Raw genomic sequence first — 17,481 nt, 5'->3', positions numbered from 1 at the left:
ATGGATGAGAGACGAGACTTTTGCATATCGGGATCCGTCAAAGGCTCTATTGAAAGCCATTGCGAATGGTCAAAAATGCGGGAAGCTGCGCAGCGATATTCCCGCAATCAATCTACTTGATGCATATACAGCCATGTTCAACAGAACATTCCTAATGTGGGAGTATCGGCAAAGGCAATATACGCTTACTTCTCAGCTGGATCATGTATTCACCATACTTTGGGATGGCATTAAGGCAAACAAATAATCAACTTTGTCTCACATTTGGATAATTTTTAGGAGTGGATATGTCATATCAAGCGGCAGTGGTTGGGATCGGTATTACCCAGTTCGGTAAGTTCTTACAGAAATCGGTACGTAGTTTGACGGAGGAGGCGGTTAGCGGGGCACTTCAGGATGCGAATATTGATGCGGATTTGATCGATCAAGTTTATTTCAGTAACGCGGCTTCAGGTTTAATAACGGGCCAGGAAATGATCCGAGGTCAGGCCGCATTGAGAGCCACCGGTCTGTTGGGAAAACCAATTATCAATGTTGAAAATGCATGTGCATCAAGCAGTACCGCATTCTTCTTAGCGTATCAGGCAGTGTCAGTCGGCCAGGCCGATTTCGCTCTTGTGGTTGGCGCCGAAAAACTTACCCATGAGAATAAGCAGATTTCACTGGAAGTATTTTCCCGGGCGGTGGATTTGGAAGAAGAACAGCCAGCTTCCATTGGATCAGGTAGTGGCTCGATTTTCATGGATATATATGCGGAGAAAACTCGTCATTACATGGCGCAGACCGGGGCAACCAACGAAGACTTTGCTCGCGTAGTCGTTAAAAGTCGCAAAGCTGGGACGCTGAACAAGCATGCCCAATTTCGTGAACCAACTTCGATCCAGGATGTTCTGTCTGCTCGAACAATAAGCGCTCCCCTTACGTTGCCGATGTGTTCGGCAATCGGAGATGGTGCCGCCGCCATTGTTCTATGTTCCGCTGCTGGTCTAAAGAAGTTGACAGCGGCTCGTCCAATATGGATAGCCGGTTCCACTCTGACTTCAGGGCTAGGATCAGAGGATTCAAGTAATTGTGCCACCAGAATTAGCAGATCAGTATACGAGCGGGTGGGTATCGGAGCGGAGGATTTGCACGTAGTTGAACTGCACGACGCTTCTGCCCTGCAGAGCTGATTCATTACGAAAACCTCGGTTTGTGCGGCAAAGGAGAGGCGCCGCACTTGCTGCGTAGTGGCGCGACCGATATAAATGGGCGCGTTTCTGTTAACCCAAGCGGGGGACTCCTAAGCCGTGGGCATCCGATCGGTGCGACTGGTGCGGCGCAGATCGTCGAGATTGTCACTCAATTACGTGGTGATGCTGGCGAACGTCAGAGACAAGGAGCCAAAGTGGGCATGGCAGAAAATAATGGCGGCCAGATTGGCGGCGATGCGGCAGCTGCGGTTGCAACTGTCTTGATCAAATAGTCCTAATATTTACAAATAACAAAGGAGACAAACATGTTCAACAAAGCTCAGCTTACGTTGATGTTACCAATTTTTTTATTGAGCGCGAACGTCGCTCATGGCCAAACTGCTAGTCCGAACTGGCCGGAAAAGCCAATTACCTTCATTGTTCCTTCTTCGCCAGGTGGGTCAACTGACACAATGGCGCGAATTTTGGCCGAAGGTGTGAGCGAATTTTTAAAAAAGCCAGTCGTCGTTGAAAACCGAAGCGGGGCATCTGGTGTCATCGGCTTGCAGGCAGCCTTGCGAGCCCCGGCAGATGGGTATACCTACGTTTTCGGCTACACGACTAATTTGATCCTGTCAAAGTTCAATGTCAAGAATCTGTCTTTCGATGCAAGACGAGATTTCGAACCAGTTGCTGGTGTTTCGATCAATGAAATGGTAATCAGTGTCAATACTTCGGTTCCAGCAAAAAATCCGCGAGAGCTTATCGAATGGGCGAAAACTCGATCCGGCAATCTCACCTATGGCTCTTATGGTCCCGGTTCATACTCGCATATGCTGGGAAGCCATTTGGCGTCAGAGAACGATATTAAAGCCTTACATGTTCCATATAAGGCAGAACAGGAAATGCTGATGGGCTTAGCCATGGGAGAAATCTCCTATGCGGTTTCTGTCTTACCCGCAGCCAAAAAAATGCAAGACGGTGGAAAAACTAGAATGGTCGGCCTTATTTCTCCCAAAAGATCAAAAATTTATCCTGATCTGTCTACTTTCAAGGAAATGGGTATCAACGATCCAGCCTTTCAGTTGCTAGGTTGGAACGGACTTTTTGCACGCAAAGGAGTTCCTGACCCCATCGTGAAGAAAATGCAGGGGGCCGTGTTACATGTGTTAAATACACGCGAAATCCAGGACAGAATGGCTGTGACTTCGGCACTTGTCTGGGGCGGGACAGCTAAAGAACTCGATGATACGTGGTCTAAGGACATGAAAATATACAAGACTTTGGTCGAAGCGGCATCAGCCATCAAAAATTGAGTTTTCATCTGAACTTAATGGTCAACGGAGACATGGCTATACGCCTCTCCGTACGACCGTGCAATTAGGGTAGAAGGTTATGGCAGCAAATTTAGAGACGTTTTGTTTAGCATCTCTGGTCGAGCAGCGTTCCAACGAAACTGACGGTTCCGATCGGCTGTTAACATTCGTTGATGTTGACGAGAGGGCCAAGCAAAAAATAGAATTCCGAAGTTATCGTCAGTTATGGCAGCGTGGACAAGCCTTGGCTTATGCGCTGAAAGCAGAAGGTCTCAAAGAAGGCGACCGTTTGGCCTTAATGATGCAGAATCATGCGGAGTTCGTTGACGCAATGGTGGCCAGTGCGATCCTTGGCATCGTTTTTGTACCAATAGACCCACGAACAACAGGTAAAAAGCTTCACTATATGCTTGCCACAACCGAATGTTCTGGCATCATCGTAGGAGACTATTGTCAAGAACAGCTAGCCGAGATCGCTAATCAGCTCGACACCTTGAAGTTTTGCTGGTTAGTGGGACAGTCCAAGCGTGCAGTGGTTATGGCTCAGCGGGTCAGCTTGATGTCTGATCTTCCAGTAGCTCCGGCTCAAGACTTGGCTATCGTAGGCAATCGTGCTGATATGACAATGTGCCTGTTGTTTACATCAGGTAGTACTGGCGATCCCAAAGCTATCGTAATTACATATGGGAGATATGCAAAGTCCAGTGCAAACCGTGCGCAACATTTCGGTATTCGTTCTTCTGATCGGATGTATACGGGACTATCATTGACTCACGCCAACGCTCTGAATATCTCGCTGGGAGTTAGCTTGTATTCTCGTATTCCACTAGTAATTAGCCAAAAATTCACCAAGAGCAAATTATGGTCTCTGATACGTCAGTACGAATGCACCACATTGAATTTGCTTGGGGGCATGTTTACCACCCTCCATGCGGAACCACGGAAGCCGGACGATGCTGACAATCCATTGCGCCTAATTATTGGTGCCGGAATGCCGAAACAACTCTGGCGTGATTTTGAGAAACGCTTTTCTGTCCAGGTACTTGAGTTTTATGGTGCTGCCGAAGGCGGGCTAATGTTCAATCCGCCCGGACAAGGCCTATAGGAAGCATAGGGAAGCCTGCTGGGCAGTATTACGCCATAATTGTCGACGAGAAAGGAAATAAATGTCCCCCTAATGTGCCTGGCGAAATCGTTTTTGGCAATATCGACGGTACTCCGATTCACATTGAGTATTTTCGAAACCGTGAAGCGTCCGCTAAGAAGGGCGAAGGTGGGTTGCTGCGCATGGGCGACGTCGGATATCAAGACGAAGCTGGTTGGTTCTATTTTCTGTATCGCAAAGGCAGCAGCCTGCGCAAAAATGGAGATTTTATATCTGCCGCCTTGATAGAAAAAGAGCTGGGAGAGCATCCTTGGGTTTCGGACGCATTTGTCTATGGCGTTCCTTCGTCAAATGGTGTAGCGGGAGAGTCTGACACAGTGGCGGCCATCGTATTAGTTGACGACTCTAGCTTTGACTTGAATGAGTTTTGGAGCTATTGCAGTAAGAGACTCGAACGCAGCCACATACCATCGTATCTGCAGCTTGTACAAAGCATACCCAAAACCTCTTCGGAAAAACCATTACTACATTCCATTTCGCAAAGCTTCGACACCTCCGCATCTAACGTATTCATGTTTGAAGGTGGTTAGCTGTTCCGCATGACTATCTTGTGGCAGCGTTGCCGGAAATTAAGCATACATCAATTATTTAATAATTCACACAAGGAGAATCGCCCGTGAACGTATCATTTTATGAGCCTGATGCTGCAAGCCAACTTATGCCTGCCTCACTGGGCCAAGCGCCTAGTAGGTCCAGGCTTCAAGGACGTCGAATTCTAGTCGTTGGAGCCGGTCAGCGAATAGTAAACGATGACTCTCCGCCCATTGGCAATGGGCGAGCTATTTCTGTCTTATTTGCACGCGAAGGTGCGAATATCGCATGTGTGGACGTATGCAGCGAAGCGGTTGAGCAAACGGTTCGCCAGATTCAAGAGGAGGGAGGTTCTGCAATTGCCGAAGTTGCCGATGTTAGCCAAAGCGATACTATAGAACCTTTAGTGCGTAGATGCGCCGAGCGCTTAGGCGGAATCGATGGTTTAGTGTTGAATGTCGGTATTTCAAAGGGCTTAAAATTGTCTGATCAAGACGCAGAAAGTTGGGACTACGAATATGCAGTTAATGTACGAAGCCACATGTTGTTCAGCAAAGTTGCGTTGACTCTTATGCCTCCTGGATCAACTATCGTGCTGATGTCATCACTTGCAAGCCTGCGTGTACTTGGAAAAAATCCTGCTTATGAGTCCTCGAAGGCGGCGCAAGTCTCTTTAGCACGTAGTATTGCTGCTAGCGGCGAACCTAACGGCATACGCTGCAATAGCGTCCTGCCAGGATTGATGGATACTCCGATGGGGCGAGATGCAACGCGGCGCCGTCCAGACCGAGCCAATTCTGTGCCATTCGGGCGTCAAGGTACAGGGTGGGAGGTAGCATATGCCTGTCTATTCCTTACATCAGATGAATCAAGCTATGTCAATGGACATGCACTGCTGGTAGACGGTGGGCTTAGTTGCGGCATTAGTCGGCAATGAATCGCGGCGTTGAAATTATCGGATTGGATCAGTTTTAGAACCATGTTGGTAATTTTGGTGCGGTTGGTTTGCAAACAGGCGAATTACATCATGAGAAGGGGGAATTTGGGTTCTCTTTCCCCTCGATAAAATGCCACAGATTCGGTAACTATGCTGCGGATTTTAGAGCAATCTTCATTGTGGCGTAATTGTGGCGTAAACCTTGGAAAAAGCAGCTAAATCATTAATAACCTACTGTATAATTAATCAGTGCGTTGAATCGTAGGTCTTTGATTAATAAAAGGTTTTAATTTACAGTCGTTTGTGACTTGTGGGACTCATAATCCTTTGGTCGCTGGTTCGAGTCCAGCCGGGGGGACCAAAACTCTAGTAAAATCAATGCCTTATAAACTTATGTTTGTAGGGCATTTTTTTATTTCTGTCGCTGGTTACCCTTTGGTTACCCTTTCGCAATGGATGGGGATGGAAAAGTAGGGCGTTGTTTTTAGGATAATTCAGGCATTTGTTTTTGCCATTATCCTTTTTATGGGGTAACTGGTTACGCTGGAGGATATTGAACCTGCGTATAAATCATTGACTTGATAAAGTCTCGGCATGCTGAATAAATGTCTTGATTGAAATCTGATTCTAAAGATACTAGCTGTCTGTTTCCTTCGCTATTCAGGAAGTACATCTTGTCAAATGCGTTGGTGAAGTAGACTCCGAGAGTAGGTTTCCACATATCTTCGTCTTTCTCGTTCTGAACAAGCCGTTCAAAGATTAACTTACCTTCTGGCTCATTTTGACTTAGGTCAAATTTGAAAGCTAAGCGACCGGCCCCAAAATTAGATTTGAACATCCAGGTATCATCCTTTGTACCTGTTTCTAATCTTGCACCGAGCGCCTTTGCTGATTCGTGCTTATTGCAGACCTCTTCGAACAATTCAATAAATTGACTCAATTGGCGGCGTATGGTTTCTTCCGCGAATTTTAACTTGTGCAATTTGCCAAGTTCGCTTTCAGGGATATAACTATTCAATGGCATGGTGCTATTCTAGGTTGGATTTGGGATGCCTATTATGATTTTAATATGTAAATAAGGTTACTGCTGTTAACCCTTATCTCTGCACTACAAGATAACGTTCGAGTAGTTGTTTGTCTAAATCGCCCCCTTCGCTCCTGACTTTCGGGAACGCTCACATCCATCAGTCGATAAGGATCGAGCAGTCTCAGGTACATCAGGTTATCGATCAAGCGGCTTTCTGTCTTGCCCGTTTTTCGCTATAGATCTTTCAACGCTAGCAGAATCGAGCTGCTATCAATTTACTATGACTTCACAACGGGAAAGGCCTTCAGTAGTAACCCTGATTTTAATTAGTTAAATTTTTATACAAAATATGACAAAATCATCTATTTAATACTAATAAAGGATATTGGAATGGTTGCCAATAAGATGGAGGAGGTTGGGGAGAAACTGGAAGAAATAATAGCAGCTATAGAGACTGCTATTAGCTATGACGAACCGATCTCTGTAAAGAATAATAATAATTGGCAGATCCTTGGTGTTGATCGCGAGGATTTAGTAAGAATTCCCAGATCAATGCTCAATTTGGTGAAATTGCGATCAATAGAATTTAAAGAAAATAGAAGTGGCGAATTAGATTCATTGATTTCTAAATTGAATCACTTATTGGTTCACACACTTCCACAGTTACAAGGAAATCCTGTTAATGTGATTCCTGTAGTGCTCTTGACGCTAGACGCGGTTAACGGTCAATTGCTCGATCTGCTGCCGTTACCCGACCAGGTAGAACTTGCAAATACAATCACTAGTCAAAAACGGCAAGCTCGTGCCAATGAATCTAGACTAAATGAGTTAGGTTCTAGAATTGAAACAGTTTCCGATAAGCTCGAACTCATAGATAAAGCGTACGAAGCAGCAAACAATTTGCCGGTGGATTTGGATGATTTAAACTCGGCAAAGAATGACATTAATAGTCATAGAGATACTGCTGACAAGGCGATGACTCGGCTTGAAGAAATTATGTCGCAGATGGAGCAGCAAGAAGAAAAGATCAATCAGCAAGCTAATACAGCAGCAGATGTGCTAGAGAAATGTGACAAAGCTTTAGCATCATCGACTAGCGTGGGACTCGCTCGCGCTTTTGAGGATCGGTCAAATTCGTTAAACCGGTCAGTATATGTTTGGTCCGGTGGCCTGCTTGCAGCTTTGATATTTGGTTATACCGTTGGTTCTTCTCATTTAAAAGATCTTTCGAATTTGTTGGGTACTCCAAACTCGTCCCCTTTCCTCGTTTTTCTAAACTTAATGCTATCGACAGTCTCGATCGGCGCACCGGTATGGTTTGCTTGGATAGCTACAAAACAAATTGGGCATAGATTTAAATTATCGGAAGATTATGCATTCAAGGCTTCGATTTCTAAAGCATATGAGGGGTACCGACGGGAGGCCTCAAGGATCGATGCTCTTGTCGAGGAGAATGAGGCTGAGGCGCGTTTGAACATGGAGGCGCAGCTGCTGCAATCGGCGCTTACAAGATTCGATGAATTGCCATTGAGGTTGGTAGACACAAGTAACCATGGCAGTCCATGGGCAGAATTGCTTGCAACAGAATCAGTACGGGAAGCATTCAAAACAGTCCCAGAATTTACGGCAGCAGTAAAGCAACTTGCTTCGGAAAAACTGCTGGACCTAAAACAGCCAAAATTGGCGCAAAATACGCACAAAGCTGAACAAGAAGAAAATACTTTAGTTTAATAAGTAACGTCGTTCATACGAAGTAAGGCTAACCAGCAGATATACACGACGATCAAATGCTAGCATGCGTTTAAAACTATTAGAATATTTCATGAAAAATCTGAATTAAATTACTTTTTTTCTTGACGTTTATGAAATGAAACCTTCGGGGGCGGTTACCGTCCCTTCCGACCTTTTCTTCAGGAGGCCCCCCGGAGCCTATTTCCCCTGCCAAGCTAGGGTGATTCTGGACATTCCCGGGGGTGCGGAGCTGGCTGTAGAATGAGCCTGTGCGCAGCATTGATCAATTTGGGGTGTGCTTTACCTCTTGTCCTAGAACGGATAGGAGGGTGCCGGATCGAATGCGAGCAATGCTTTCTTCCGGGATTTTCTCGATTACGTCATCCAGTTGCGCCAGAGCAGCAGGCGGTAGACCGTCAGCCTTTGCAAGCATCATGGCCCGGCTGGCTTCTTCTGCGTGCTGTTTAAGAAAGTGTTGTTCGCTCTCTTTAGTTAACTGCAATAGATCAATCATTCGAACCCCCATTATTTCCTCCAGTGGCTTCTATTGCGGCCACACGCCGCTCCAGGTCGGCCACAGCATCAAGTAGTGCATCCAGTTTGTCATCGTTTGTCTTTGCCTGCTCTCGCAGCTTGTCACCAATAAACTTGCCGATGGTGGGCATCAGATCTGAGCGTGCTGCGGCCCGTTGTTTATGCGCTTCGGCTGAGGTTTGCGGTGATGTCATCAGGAAGCCTCTTTGCTCTTAGACAGGACGCCAGGCAAACGAAGCAGGCGGGGCGACTCTTGGCCTTCAACTGCTCCAGCTCCGATTCAAGTTGCGCAATCCGATCCTCCAGGGGTTTGACCTTTTGATCCAAGAGCCGCACCATTGCTGTTCCGAGTGTCGCATTCATTACGCCACCCATTGCGCTGAGTCAGTGAAGGAAACCGAGGTGCCGCGCAGATCCAGCCAGTTCAGGTAATGTACTACCTTGATCGCTGCAAGGTTGTTTTGCCACAAGGACAGGTAGTCTCCAGACGGATCGCCGTTGCTGTCGAATAGTTCCAGCGTGGTCTGATCGGAAGAATCCAGAATGACTCCATCATCAGATATGGCGATGCCGCTAGGGTCTAGCAGAATCACACGGTTGTCAGGCACTGCGCCGCTGTCTAAGGAAGGAGATAATCTGTAATCGGTCACCCTAACCGATAGTTCCGATTTGGTGAGCTTACTAAATCAAGCGGCCTCGGCGTTTAGCGGGGTTTTTTCGTTCCAGTGAATGCACTAGAGGCATTTATTTTTCGTGGTAACGACGGTCTTCTGAGCTTTACTGCGCGAATTGGGGCTGGATCCGCAAGGTGCGGTGAAATGAATGGCTAGTTCAGAGAGCTGCCGGCGGTTCTATCGAGGGAATGCCATGGTGACATCGTAGGGTGCCAACTTTTCACGCAGTCTTGTCATTGTGGCGCTGTGGACATCTACTATCCATTGAGGGTTGATTTCCGCGCGTAGAGCCATTGCCTTAACTTGCTCTGGCATGGCATGAGATTGTTTGACAGAATTACGGTACTCTTGGAGGTCAGCCTCGCTATCTACGGTGGCATCGAAGATACCTGCGGCGTTCAGGCAATCAAGCATTAACGGGCAAACGACAAATTCACACTTTGCAATGATGTCCAGTAGGTATTTATCAAAGGCGAGAAACGTCTTTGTTCCTTTCTTGTTTTGAACTTTCGGCTCCGCCAGAATCATCGGGAAGTTATCATCGAAGTGAGCCGCGGAAGTGATGTCCAGTCCGCGGTGAACGATCGCATTGCGTAGCTCGCGAATATAAGAGTAATTATTTACTCCGTCCTGAAATCCTTCAAACACAAGGCGAGTCTGCAACTGCTTTTCAAACTGTTCTGACTCCAGCATAGGCATATTAGGGACTATGTCGATCGCTGCCAGAAGATTCAAAAAATACCCTGAGTAGTGGACTCTCATGTCAGCTAGCTCAGTGACGGACAGCGGCGCTCTATACGAGAGTGCGGTGCGTAACGCCGTCTGTCTTGCGGACATGTACCAAGATAGCGAATACAGCATATCTCGGTCGGCGATGGTTAACGTTGTCATTCGAGCTCTTCTTCAAGTTACGAAAATTTGAAGTTGCAGCTGATTATAGCTGAGCACTAGTTTGTACGAAACGTGGCAAGTACGAGCCAGTGGGACTATGAAAAAATCCCAGATCTCTATGAAAGTCGATAGCTCTGAAACTTGGTGATGCGGTCACACGGTCTTATGAGTGCAACGGGAATCATGACTTTGTGGTCAAACAGTGGTGATCGACAATATTTATAATGGAAAGAAAAACGCGGGAAAAATGGTTAATCCTGAAAAAAACTTGCAGGAAAGAATTCTATCCGCTCCACCGTGTTTGATATAGTCTGGTTTGGATTGAGATCAAAGGTTAGACAATAATTCCTTCGCCTGCTCGACCGTGGTAGCCGGATCCAATCCCAGCGAAGAAATTGACATTTTTTCGTGTATAGTGTATAGTTTCGGTATACGTTAAATTCAAATGCCTATGATTAAATCGTTCAAACACAAAGGCTTGGAGCTATTTTTCAAGAAAGGCTCAACGGCAGGGATTCAGGCAGCCCATGCTGAAAAGCTGAAAACGCAATTGGCCGCACTGGATAACGCTGTTAAGCCGCAGGATATGGCGGCGCCATCGTGGAAGTTGCATCCTCTAAAAGGCGATATGAAAGGATATTGGTCAATTACAGTGAATGGCAATTGGCGCGTGACCTTCAAGTTTGAAGGAACAGATGCGCAAGTTGTCGATTATCAGGACTACCACTGATAAGGCTGTGTCGAGCAGAGATCAGAAAGGAATTTTTATGAGAATGCATAATCCACCCCATCCAGGGGTTGTCTTGAAAGAATATTTGGAAGGGGTTAGCGTAACCAGTGCAGCTAGTCATTTGGGTGTTACGCGTGCGACCCTGTCTCGTATTTTGAACGGATCAGCCGGGGTTTCACCAGAAATGGCCCTTCGGTTGGAGTCGCTATAGGAACCAGCGCCGATATGTGGGTCGGGATGCAGGCGAGCTACGATTTGTGGCAGGCCCAGCAGCATCGCCCGACAAATGTGTCACCCATCCTTGAGATGGCGTAAAAAGCCACCTCAATGTGTGACTGATACCGAGGCAAAAAAACCGATGGAGAGCGGGTTGATAGAGATTACGAAGCGTCTTTATCGGTCAGATTCCAGATAACTCACTGTATGCGATATTGGGTGCAAGACGCCCGAGTGCAAGACGAACAGGAGTAGGTGTTGACTGTGCGGGTTTGATTGTAGCCGTGAATCGTGCACACGGCGGAATGGCGCTATTCGGTCACTATCAATCGTTAACGTCTTGATATTATTAAGCTCTACGCGGGTTCGAATCTCCCGAGAAGTAGATGCATTCCGATTATGGGTCTTGGATGGCAGAATCACCGTGACTAAATCGTGACTTAAATCTCAAAAAATCAACGAAAATGGCAGTAAAAATACTATATGTATATATAGTTCATGAAATTGCAGGTGATTAATTTAATAGAGAAATTTATTTACTACCATTTACAGTTTCCGTCACTCATAATCCTTTGGTCACTGGTTCGAGTCCAGTCGGGGGGACCAGAGAAAGCTTTTAGAATCAATAAATTAGCCGCTTACTTAAGCGGCTTTTTTGTTTTCTTGGCCTTGGGTGTGGCATGAGTGTGTCATTAATTCGGTCACACCAACGTAATTTGCCAGATGGCCCGCATCCAAATGGGCGTACTTTTGCACCATTTCGATTGTTTCCCAGTCTCCCAATTCTTTCAAAACCATCAAGGGAGTTCCGGACTGTACATGCCAGCTTGCCCAGGTGTGTCGTAGGTCATGAAACTTGAGCGGCTTAATACCCGCAAGTTGGACAGCTCTGTCTAAAGTACGTTTATCTACCTGAGTGATTTTTTTCCACTTGCTCTGGTAAAGCAGTAATCGCTTCTGGCAGATTTAGGTTCTTAGAGCAGTGCAATGGCCTCGCGATTAAGCGGCATAGGTCGCGCCTTTCCATTTTTCGCAAGATCATTCGTGACCCAGGCCAGTGAGCGATCGATATCTACCTTATCCCAAGTCAAAGATAAAATCTCGTTGGCCCTTGCGCCTGTTGCGAGCGCAAACCGGCAAACCTGGTGCATCCATTCAAGATGAATATTCGAGAGCAAGGCGCGCGCGCCTCGTCTTTAGTCAGCCACCGTATATTTATCTTTTTTTCTTTGAACGCTGGCAATTTAGGAGCCTTTACAACCCAACCACTTGCCTCGGCTATCCGGCAGCTTAATGCGTTGCAAGATTGGGTGGAAATTTCCATCAGCAGATAGGTCTCTTTGTAGACCGTAAAATATTACATATTTGGATGTTTTTTTTACATAATGAACCAAATATTTAATTTACACTTCACCAATATTTGGAGTGCTGCTACTTGTTAAACCGCGATATCGACGGATAGGGAGATAGAATGGCTGAGCCAATGATTTGCGCTCCGGGGGTTGATAATTATCCGGAGTGGACTACATTTAGTGTCGCACGCTGGTATTTCTTCCCGAAGATCTTTGGCGGTGGAGCCACATACTTACATGAGTATAAGGATGCGTGGATTGTTTATAACAAGAACAGAATAAGAGCAATAGCAGGTAATTACGGAATTCCCCCTATATTGCTGGCGGGAATCGCTTGGGAAGAACTCGGCGGTAAGGCAGTGTCGTGGAAACGCCCGGTATACATAGCTCGTCGATTCGATTGGAGCGGGCCAGCTTGGATGGATGAAAATCTAACTATTACAGGGAAGCCGCCCGAACAGACTTCATTTGGTCCCATTAGTATACAGCTGCGTGTTGTAATAAAAGAACTTGGTCTTAATGCAAATACCTTGAGTACGGCTGAAGCGCATCAACTTATCACCTGTTTAGAAACGGATGTTTATAATTTGCAGTTAGTTGCTAAGCATTTGCAAAGCTTGATTCGTTATGACTACCCCTCATCGAATTCGGCGAACCTGACGGATGAACAGTATATTGTTGTTGGTTCTAGATACAATCGCGGAATAGAACGAAAATTATCCGATATAACAGATTCAATTAAATCATCGCCGGGTGCTCCTAACAGAAAGTACTCTGAATACGGTCGTGTAATGCTACGTAGAAGAGAACATATCATTGGGTTGATGAAGTAACAAATTCATATGAAAAAATATTTTTTATTTGTTATTGACCTTGTTATTGCTCTGTATTCCATATTGAGCGCATTGGTGATCGTATCCATGCCGATAAACAAGTTTGAGTGGATGCTTGAGGATCCACTTTTGGCTGATGAGAAGCTCACATTCTGTACGCTGCCTGTGGACGATGGTGGCACTCCATTCATTTCTATTTTGTACATATTGCCGTTACTCGTGGCAGGGCTCATTATTTTTGCAAAAAAGCGTCAAATTCATCCCACCTTATGGATTGCGTTTGGCTTGTCCATAATTTGGTTTCTTCGCTTTGTTTTGTTGTACCCCTCATGCCCTTGAGCTAGGTTGGCATTAACTACACCGTATTGGGCCAGAGTCAATCAATAATAATCGTCGTGCAGCGCATGAACTTCATGTGCATCATGTCGTATGATTATATAGGTCTCTATAATAAACGCAATGGGCTGACAAGCAGCCCATGCGGACCCGGGACAAGCCTGGGGTTATCCGGGTATGAATAATCCCGCACTCGTTCAAATCATCCGTAAAGAATAGTTTCATAAACCATCAAAAGAAACCCGTCCGCCAAACAGACGGGTTTTTGCGTTTGCGGCATGGGCATTACGCTCATGCCTCACTTTTTCAAGTTCTTCATTTCCTGTCTGACAAGTTTAAGGTGATTAATGAGCTCGTCAATTTGTTCCGGTGTGGCCGCAAGCGGAACTTTACCAATTTCCGATAAAAGCACACCTCTGGAATTCAATCTCAGTAAGTACTCGGAAATGTAACCTGCATATTGCTCGATAGATAAATCGGACAGGCTACGCCCATCCATGACCTCGTTTTTCTGATCAATAACTGGCTTAACAAAAGACATATCGCACTCCTTTCAATGATGATAGGGTGAATATTTATTCTAACATTTTAGGAAAAAGAACGATCGCCAGTACAGAGGGAAGGCCTGTCGCCCGACTAAATTATTCGTTGTGCCAGCGGAGGCCGCCTGGCAGAACTGCGGCGGATCGGTAATGCGTTCAAAGGCCACCAGACTTTTACTGAGCATTGATACTACACAGCCATTGAAGTATCGCCTAGCTATACGTTTTTTGAATCGCGCGCAAACCCCTCAGCACATGAACGCGCCAGCCTAGAACGTGCATTCGCTGCAGGCAGCGTTAAAAGGTCACTGGAGCGTTAAAGTGAATGGGAACTGTCGAATAACTTTTAAATTTGAAAGCCAGGATGCAGAAGTCGTCGACTATCAGGTGCGTCACCCGCGCCGCGCTTTCCCGTATCTTGAATGAGGGCAGCGATTTCGGCTGATATGGCTGTGCGCCTTTCTATTCTGCTTGGCACCAGCAGTGGGTTATGGGCAGGTATGCAATCTGATTGCGATCTTTGGCGAGCAGAGCAGAGCAAGCATGATTTTGTTGTGCCCTTAACTAAAGCAATGGCATGAAAATCAATGCAATTTCCTGGCACGGGTAGATAGTTGCAGGTTTATAGAAACGCGCCGGTTTTTGGTCGCGTTTCCCAGCCCCCGTCATAAGGTACCCAGCCCATCACCGGTTCATTGGTTTTCTTATTGATTCGAGGCCTGCCGTGTTTGTCGGTCACTTGGCCACGAAACATAATTTTAAGGCCGCGTGTCCGCATATGCTTTTTGGCAAGATCGATCCAGTCCTGGCAAAACTGCGGGGCATCGAAGGTGAGCGATACCTGCCGATGCGCGCCGGTCTTGTATATGTGCTCTCCATAGTCGGCGTAGAAAGCCTCTGTAGAGGCATTCCATTCGGGAGGTGGGGCTTTCTTGCTTGCCGATTGTCTGGCAATGACATCTGTCATGCCAAATACACAAAATGCACTCATCGCTTTTACATCTGGTGGGGAAGGGTAAAGATGCGAGATTTTATATGCGACCCGCCGTTAAAGCAAACGGTAAAGCCCCACCTACTTAATACCAAGTCTCGCGTGTGATCAGATATGAACGCTTCGCCATGTTAATGAACCTGGGTTATGACGGCTGCTCCAGTGGCCACACCTCAACGACGCCGTGTGCGACAGCACAGGGCGTGCGCGACACCATCTCTATGGCCTCGGCCATGTCTTTGGCCTCTATGATGGCGAACCCGGCCACAGGCATAGAAGATTTCATGAATGGCCCGTTCGTCGTTGTAACCTGAGCCGCGTCCGCATTGCGAACCTGCACCGGGTGGCCTGCGATCCCCATCAATACACCGGCTTGCTGCAATTTTGCGTCATGCGCATGGGCTGCGTTTCGGATGTCGATTGCGATACGATCGTATCCTTCCCGCTCCCCATATCCAATTGTTACAAATTTAGGCATAGGTCGTCTCCTATCGTTTGCTGAGGTAATGGCTTGTCCATTGGCAGATCACTATAAATCATACATCAACATCGGCAGCGACCGCCAACCCACAGGCGCACCCAGCGGTACATGTCAGGGCGGATCGAGACTGATTCAAATCCGCCTGCTACTATTGAATAATTGACAGGAGAGCCAAATGACCAAACTTCAAGGAAGCTGCCTCTGTGGCGGTGTTCGCTATCAAATAAACGGACCATTAACAGGGGCACTCAATTGCCATTGTGCTATGTGTCGTAAGGCACATGGGGCGGCTTTTCGAAGTCGGGCGAGGGTGCTGGCGCGGGATTTTGGATTTTTGCAAGGCGAGGCATTGGTCAAATTCTACGAATCATCTCCTGGAACGCATCGCGGGTTTTGTGGTGTCTGCGGCTCTCCCATATTCAGCAAATTCGATGATGATAAGTCTGGTTATGGATTGCCGCTAGGGGGCTTAGATTCTGATCCAGGGGTCAAACCTGAGTTGCACGTGTATGTCAGTAGCAAAGCACCATGGCACGATATTGCAGACCGTCTACCGAAATATGACGAAGATGCGTAATTGCAATAATACTTTATTAGCACCAGGCGTCCTCTGCCGCCCAACGTGCATTTAGGCACCCTCAACCGACTAATTTGACCGATGCGGGGTCAATGCCTGCGTCTTTCAATATTGCATCAAGCTGTTGCTCTAACGTCAGGTTGTTTTCTTTCGTGTTCGCCATAGGGAGTCTCAATGCGAACACGAGTTCTTTTTTTTAAAGTGATGGGTTCAGCGTCGTCCAAGTCTTCATCGGCATTAATTATTTCGGGTGCACCGCCGAACTTTGAGTAGGTGATATCCATAAAGAATCCTCCTGGTTGGCTTGATGGTTCATTGTACTTCGGCCTGAACAATAGCGGTCAAAGAAAAGATACCGTGGCTGCCGTCGGCGCCCGTGTCTTCAGAGGCAACCAGGCAAGAGAGGCTTTACAACTGCAATATATCGATGCTTTTGCTGGCGCTCAGAAACAATAATATCCAAAAATTTCTGTACAAACTATCCTGATGCAAGAAGAGTCTTCTGTTCTAACGAATATTGAGGGTGATAGCATCCCCCGAAGGGACGGTGTGCATTGATGAGGTGATTCATTCGTGACAATGTTTATAGTCCCTAGTGGAACTTTATCCTTTGCGCGTGTCCAGCCCAGGGCAACTGACATATTGGTGTTGTAGCAAAAAGAGTTATATTTGCAATGTATCAAGGTTGTCATAAGCCTATTTTTCCTGTCTTGTTGTCTTTCAAGCTATTTTATTGATACGCTATTTTGTAGTTGCCCATTTTGAGTTGATTTTATATTTGGATAATTTACCATGAAGCTTAAATTACACGCCTCGCCAGGCGCTTGTTCGCTTGCCAGCCATATTATTCTGGAATGGATTGGTGCTCCCTATGACATTGCTTATTACACGGGTGCCGAACGCAAAGAACCGCCATTCATAAAACTTAATCCCGTCGGAGCGGTACCTGTACTCGAAATTGATGACTGGGTGCTGACGCAGAACGTGGCAATTCTCAATTTCCTTGCTGACAGCTTTCCAGCGTCCAAGCTCAGCGGCGACGGCAGTATCCGGAGTCGCGCGCAGATCAACCGTATTTTGGGCATTGCGACATCGGATATCCATCCCGCTTTCAAGCCATTATTTGGAACGACCTCTTATCTGGGTGACGAGGTCGCGATTGACATGACCAAGGCCCATGCGCGCACCAAAGTTCATGCGCTATTGGAAATGATGGATGCGCAGTTGACGGACCAGGACTGGCTCGCTGGCACCCGTTCTGTTGCTGATCCTCTTCTGTATGTCATGACGCGCTGGACCAAGAACGTGGGTGTAAAAATTGATGATCTGCCCGATCTGACCCGCTTTATGGCACACATGGAGCAGGATGCAGGCGTGCAGAAAGCACTGCAGGACGAGGGGCTGCAGAAGTTTTGCTAGCAATACAGTCCAAGGGCAGGGCAGTG

General features: G+C 46.7%; 22 protein-coding genes and 2 pseudogenes. 13 read left to right on the top strand and 11 right to left on the bottom strand.

Annotation, left to right across the window (positions count from 1 at the left end; all coding sequences use genetic code 11):
• The first annotated feature begins 287 nt into the window (after window positions 1-287).
• From TKWG_RS10715 to TKWG_RS22515, 5 genes and pseudogenes are all read left to right on the top strand, one after another.
• Window positions 288-1,465 (top strand): annotated as a pseudogene (locus TKWG_RS10715) (thiolase family protein).
• A gap of 33 nt (window positions 1,466-1,498) precedes the next feature.
• Window positions 1,499-2,488 (top strand): Bug family tripartite tricarboxylate transporter substrate binding protein, encoded by a 990-nt coding sequence (locus TKWG_RS10710; RefSeq protein WP_014750857.1) that lies wholly within the window; start codon window positions 1,499-1,501, stop codon window positions 2,486-2,488.
• A 79-nt stretch (window positions 2,489-2,567) separates the two neighbouring features.
• Window positions 2,568-3,593, top strand: a complete 1,026-nt coding sequence (locus TKWG_RS22520; protein ID WP_050981592.1) for an AMP-binding protein — start codon at window positions 2,568-2,570, stop codon at window positions 3,591-3,593.
• 74 nt (window positions 3,594-3,667) lie between these two features.
• Window positions 3,668-4,183, top strand: coding sequence for an AMP-binding enzyme (locus TKWG_RS24870; protein WP_050981591.1), 516 nt, complete (start codon window positions 3,668-3,670; stop codon window positions 4,181-4,183).
• An 86-nt stretch (window positions 4,184-4,269) separates the two neighbouring features.
• A complete protein-coding gene (locus TKWG_RS22515) occupies window positions 4,270-5,121 on the top strand; it encodes an SDR family NAD(P)-dependent oxidoreductase (RefSeq protein ID WP_014750856.1) in 852 nt (283 codons plus the stop codon).
• 538 nt (window positions 5,122-5,659) lie between these two features.
• On the opposite strand, the gene TKWG_RS10695 is transcribed toward TKWG_RS22515, so the two are convergent.
• Complete coding sequence (locus TKWG_RS10695) at window positions 5,660-6,145, bottom strand: hypothetical protein (protein WP_014750855.1); 486 nt, start codon at window positions 6,143-6,145, stop codon at window positions 5,660-5,662.
• A gap of 393 nt (window positions 6,146-6,538) precedes the next feature.
• Here TKWG_RS10695 and TKWG_RS21495 point away from each other — a divergent pair, with 393 nt between their 5' ends.
• On the top strand, window positions 6,539-7,879 hold the full coding sequence (locus TKWG_RS21495) for a coiled-coil domain-containing protein (RefSeq protein WP_014750854.1): 1,341 nt from the start codon (window positions 6,539-6,541) through the stop codon (window positions 7,877-7,879).
• Between the two features lie 283 nt (window positions 7,880-8,162).
• Here the strand turns inward: TKWG_RS21495 and TKWG_RS10685 are convergent, their stop codons facing one another.
• From TKWG_RS10685 to TKWG_RS10670, 4 genes are all read right to left on the bottom strand, one after another.
• Complete coding sequence (locus TKWG_RS10685; protein ID WP_148274526.1) at window positions 8,163-8,393, bottom strand: hypothetical protein; 231 nt, start codon at window positions 8,391-8,393, stop codon at window positions 8,163-8,165.
• Window positions 8,386-8,607: a hypothetical protein gene (locus tag TKWG_RS10680; protein WP_014750852.1), complete on the bottom strand. Its 222-nt coding sequence runs from the start codon at window positions 8,605-8,607 to the stop codon at window positions 8,386-8,388. The genes TKWG_RS10685 and TKWG_RS10680 overlap by 8 nt, the downstream gene beginning before the upstream one ends.
• Before the next feature lie 168 nt (window positions 8,608-8,775).
• Window positions 8,776-9,006 carry a hypothetical protein gene (locus TKWG_RS10675; protein ID WP_041709362.1) on the bottom strand — a complete coding sequence of 77 codons (231 nt, stop codon included), beginning with the start codon at window positions 9,004-9,006 and terminating at the stop codon, window positions 8,776-8,778.
• A 258-nt stretch (window positions 9,007-9,264) separates the two neighbouring features.
• Window positions 9,265-9,978 (bottom strand): hypothetical protein, encoded by a 714-nt coding sequence (locus TKWG_RS10670; protein ID WP_014750850.1) that lies wholly within the window; start codon window positions 9,976-9,978, stop codon window positions 9,265-9,267.
• Between the two features lie 451 nt (window positions 9,979-10,429).
• Here TKWG_RS10670 and TKWG_RS10665 point away from each other — a divergent pair, with 451 nt between their 5' ends.
• Window positions 10,430-10,708 (top strand): type II toxin-antitoxin system RelE/ParE family toxin, encoded by a 279-nt coding sequence (locus TKWG_RS10665; RefSeq protein ID WP_014750849.1) that lies wholly within the window; start codon window positions 10,430-10,432, stop codon window positions 10,706-10,708.
• A 37-nt stretch (window positions 10,709-10,745) separates the two neighbouring features.
• Window positions 10,746-11,023 (top strand): annotated as a pseudogene (locus tag TKWG_RS22510) (HigA family addiction module antitoxin).
• 543 nt (window positions 11,024-11,566) lie between these two features.
• Here the strand turns inward: TKWG_RS22510 and TKWG_RS25980 are convergent.
• Together TKWG_RS25980 and TKWG_RS27100 are read right to left on the bottom strand one after the other, a co-directional pair.
• Window positions 11,567-11,845 carry a tyrosine-type recombinase/integrase gene (locus TKWG_RS25980; RefSeq protein WP_407636922.1) on the bottom strand — a complete coding sequence of 93 codons (279 nt, stop codon included), beginning with the start codon at window positions 11,843-11,845 and terminating at the stop codon, window positions 11,567-11,569.
• Between the two features lie 53 nt (window positions 11,846-11,898).
• The gene (locus TKWG_RS27100; RefSeq protein WP_014750846.1) at window positions 11,899-12,075 is read right to left on the bottom strand and encodes a tyrosine-type recombinase/integrase; all 177 of its coding nucleotides are present in this window, start codon (window positions 12,073-12,075) and stop codon (window positions 11,899-11,901) included.
• A gap of 320 nt (window positions 12,076-12,395) precedes the next feature.
• Here TKWG_RS27100 and TKWG_RS10655 point away from each other — a divergent pair, with 320 nt between their 5' ends.
• The gene (locus TKWG_RS10655) at window positions 12,396-13,109 is read left to right on the top strand and encodes a hypothetical protein (protein ID WP_014750845.1); all 714 of its coding nucleotides are present in this window, start codon (window positions 12,396-12,398) and stop codon (window positions 13,107-13,109) included.
• A gap of 9 nt (window positions 13,110-13,118) precedes the next feature.
• Window positions 13,119-13,448 (top strand): hypothetical protein, encoded by a 330-nt coding sequence (locus TKWG_RS10650; protein WP_014750844.1) that lies wholly within the window; start codon window positions 13,119-13,121, stop codon window positions 13,446-13,448.
• A 295-nt stretch (window positions 13,449-13,743) separates the two neighbouring features.
• Here the strand turns inward: TKWG_RS10650 and TKWG_RS10645 are convergent, their stop codons facing one another.
• On the bottom strand, window positions 13,744-13,986 hold the full coding sequence (locus tag TKWG_RS10645) for a hypothetical protein (protein ID WP_014750843.1): 243 nt from the start codon (window positions 13,984-13,986) through the stop codon (window positions 13,744-13,746).
• A 277-nt stretch (window positions 13,987-14,263) separates the two neighbouring features.
• Here TKWG_RS10645 and TKWG_RS23010 point away from each other — a divergent pair, with 277 nt between their 5' ends.
• Entirely contained in the window at window positions 14,264-14,413 is a 150-nt protein-coding gene (locus TKWG_RS23010) for a type II toxin-antitoxin system RelE/ParE family toxin (protein WP_085946366.1), read from the top strand.
• 196 nt (window positions 14,414-14,609) lie between these two features.
• Here the strand turns inward: TKWG_RS23010 and TKWG_RS10640 are convergent, their stop codons facing one another.
• Window positions 14,610-14,978 carry a hypothetical protein gene (locus TKWG_RS10640; RefSeq protein ID WP_014750842.1) on the bottom strand — a complete coding sequence of 123 codons (369 nt, stop codon included), beginning with the start codon at window positions 14,976-14,978 and terminating at the stop codon, window positions 14,610-14,612.
• Window positions 14,979-15,123: 145 nt separating this feature from the next.
• Window positions 15,124-15,456, bottom strand: coding sequence for a YciI family protein (locus TKWG_RS10635; protein WP_014750841.1), 333 nt, complete (start codon window positions 15,454-15,456; stop codon window positions 15,124-15,126).
• A 178-nt stretch (window positions 15,457-15,634) separates the two neighbouring features.
• Between TKWG_RS10635 and TKWG_RS10630 the strand changes: the two genes are divergently transcribed.
• Window positions 15,635-16,036 (top strand): GFA family protein, encoded by a 402-nt coding sequence (locus TKWG_RS10630; protein ID WP_041709358.1) that lies wholly within the window; start codon window positions 15,635-15,637, stop codon window positions 16,034-16,036.
• Between the two features lie 116 nt (window positions 16,037-16,152).
• Here TKWG_RS10630 and TKWG_RS23640 read toward each other — a convergent pair whose 3' ends face one another.
• Window positions 16,153-16,320 carry a hypothetical protein gene (locus tag TKWG_RS23640; protein WP_171815156.1) on the bottom strand — a complete coding sequence of 56 codons (168 nt, stop codon included), beginning with the start codon at window positions 16,318-16,320 and terminating at the stop codon, window positions 16,153-16,155.
• Window positions 16,321-16,828: 508 nt separating this feature from the next.
• On the opposite strand from TKWG_RS23640, the gene TKWG_RS10625 reads away from it, so the two are divergent.
• On the top strand, window positions 16,829-17,455 hold the full coding sequence (locus TKWG_RS10625; protein ID WP_014750839.1) for a glutathione S-transferase family protein: 627 nt from the start codon (window positions 16,829-16,831) through the stop codon (window positions 17,453-17,455).
• Window positions 17,456-17,481 lie beyond the last annotated feature (26 nt).

This window comes from Advenella kashmirensis WT001 (assembly GCF_000219915.2).
Lineage (GTDB): Bacteria > Pseudomonadota > Gammaproteobacteria > Burkholderiales > Burkholderiaceae_B > Advenella > Advenella kashmirensis.
This window is presented reverse-complemented; position numbering and strand designations above follow the sequence as displayed.

Coding starts and splice junctions, on each gene's coding strand:
- TKWG_RS22520 (WP_050981592.1), top strand. CDS start 2,568: ATGGCAGCAAATTTAGAGACGTTTTGTTTAGCATCTCTGGTCGAGCAG.
- TKWG_RS10680 (WP_014750852.1), bottom strand. CDS start 8,607: ATGACATCACCGCAAACCTCAGCCGAAGCGCATAAACAACGGGCCGCA.
- TKWG_RS10650 (WP_014750844.1), top strand. CDS start 13,119: ATGAAAAAATATTTTTTATTTGTTATTGACCTTGTTATTGCTCTGTAT.
- TKWG_RS10625 (WP_014750839.1), top strand. CDS start 16,829: ATGAAGCTTAAATTACACGCCTCGCCAGGCGCTTGTTCGCTTGCCAGC.
- TKWG_RS21495 (WP_014750854.1), top strand. CDS start 6,539: ATGGTTGCCAATAAGATGGAGGAGGTTGGGGAGAAACTGGAAGAAATA.
- TKWG_RS10630 (WP_041709358.1), top strand. CDS start 15,635: ATGACCAAACTTCAAGGAAGCTGCCTCTGTGGCGGTGTTCGCTATCAA.
- TKWG_RS10655 (WP_014750845.1), top strand. CDS start 12,396: ATGGCTGAGCCAATGATTTGCGCTCCGGGGGTTGATAATTATCCGGAG.
- TKWG_RS10710 (WP_014750857.1), top strand. CDS start 1,499: ATGTTCAACAAAGCTCAGCTTACGTTGATGTTACCAATTTTTTTATTG.
- TKWG_RS10635 (WP_014750841.1), bottom strand. CDS start 15,456: ATGCCTAAATTTGTAACAATTGGATATGGGGAGCGGGAAGGATACGAT.
- TKWG_RS27100 (WP_014750846.1), bottom strand. CDS start 12,075: ATGCACCAGGTTTGCCGGTTTGCGCTCGCAACAGGCGCAAGGGCCAAC.
- TKWG_RS10685 (WP_148274526.1), bottom strand. CDS start 8,393: ATGATTGATCTATTGCAGTTAACTAAAGAGAGCGAACAACACTTTCTT.
- TKWG_RS10695 (WP_014750855.1), bottom strand. CDS start 6,145: ATGCCATTGAATAGTTATATCCCTGAAAGCGAACTTGGCAAATTGCAC.
- TKWG_RS23640 (WP_171815156.1), bottom strand. CDS start 16,320: ATGGATATCACCTACTCAAAGTTCGGCGGTGCACCCGAAATAATTAAT.
- TKWG_RS10645 (WP_014750843.1), bottom strand. CDS start 13,986: ATGTCTTTTGTTAAGCCAGTTATTGATCAGAAAAACGAGGTCATGGAT.
- TKWG_RS10640 (WP_014750842.1), bottom strand. CDS start 14,978: ATGAGTGCATTTTGTGTATTTGGCATGACAGATGTCATTGCCAGACAA.
- TKWG_RS10670 (WP_014750850.1), bottom strand. CDS start 9,978: ATGACAACGTTAACCATCGCCGACCGAGATATGCTGTATTCGCTATCT.
- TKWG_RS10665 (WP_014750849.1), top strand. CDS start 10,430: ATGATTAAATCGTTCAAACACAAAGGCTTGGAGCTATTTTTCAAGAAA.